This window comes from Arthrobacter sp. H41 (assembly GCF_000520535.1).
Lineage (GTDB): Bacteria > Actinomycetota > Actinomycetes > Actinomycetales > Micrococcaceae > Arthrobacter_D.
The window spans coordinates 23,384-24,254 of record NZ_KI914807.1 but is presented as its reverse complement, the minus strand read 5'-3'; the positions used below and the strand labels follow the sequence as shown (position 1 = coordinate 24,254).

Annotated in this window: 1 pseudogene; it reads right to left on the bottom strand. The window is 73.2% G+C overall.

What is annotated here, in order from left to right:
- A pseudogene (locus tag Y705_RS0111715) lies at window positions 1-871 on the bottom strand (chromosome segregation protein SMC); the annotation flags it as partial.

Sequence of the window (871 nt, the reverse complement as noted above, 5' to 3'; positions counted from 1 at the left end):
AGCGAGCCGCGTGGCGGCGTCGTCGACGGCGGCCTGGACCTCGAGGACGCCGGGTGCGCCCGGGGTACCGCCGCGGGCGTGGTGGCGGGAGACGACGTCGCCGCTCCGGGTCACCACGGTCACCCCTCCCCCGGCCTGCGCGGTGTCCTGCGCCGCAGCGTCGGGGACCGCGGCCTGCAGGACGGCCTCCGCGGTGTAGAGGTCCTCGACCACGACGATGCCGCTTAGCAGGGCCGCCAGCGGAGCCCTCAGCCCTGCACTGCACTCGATGAGGGAAATCGCGGGCCGGACGTCCTGCTCCTCGGACAACGTCGGCTGGTTTTCGGCTGGTGCGTCCTGTTCCGTGACGCCCTGGATGACGAGCGTCACCTGCCCGGCGTCGTCGTGCTTCATCCGGCGCAGCGCCACCGTCGCCGCCGCGCCGTCCACCACCACGACGGCGTCTGCCACCGCGGCGAGGGCAGCGGACACCGCGCTCTCCCACCCCAAAGCGATGCGGAGGGACGCAGCGAGGGGGCCGAGGACGCCGTCGAGCCCTGAATCGAGCAGCCGCTGCGAGCCGTCGCGCCGCTTCAGCCCCTCCCTCAGCACGTCGAGGCGTGCGGCAAGGGCTCCCCGCTCGCGGTCTGCGGCACGTTCCTCACCGGCAATGACCTTGATCGTTTCCCGGATCGCCTCCAGTGCTGCAGAGGCTTTCTCGTAGTCGGCGTCGAGCCCTTCCTCCCCCTGCTCCACGCCCGCCACCTGCGTCTCGAGGGCGGTGAATTCCCGGCCGGCGGCCTCCCGGCGCTCGCCGGCGGCGGCGATCGAGGTGCGGAGCCGTCCCAGTTCAGCGACAGCGGCTTCGACGCTGGATCGCGCCGCACCCACG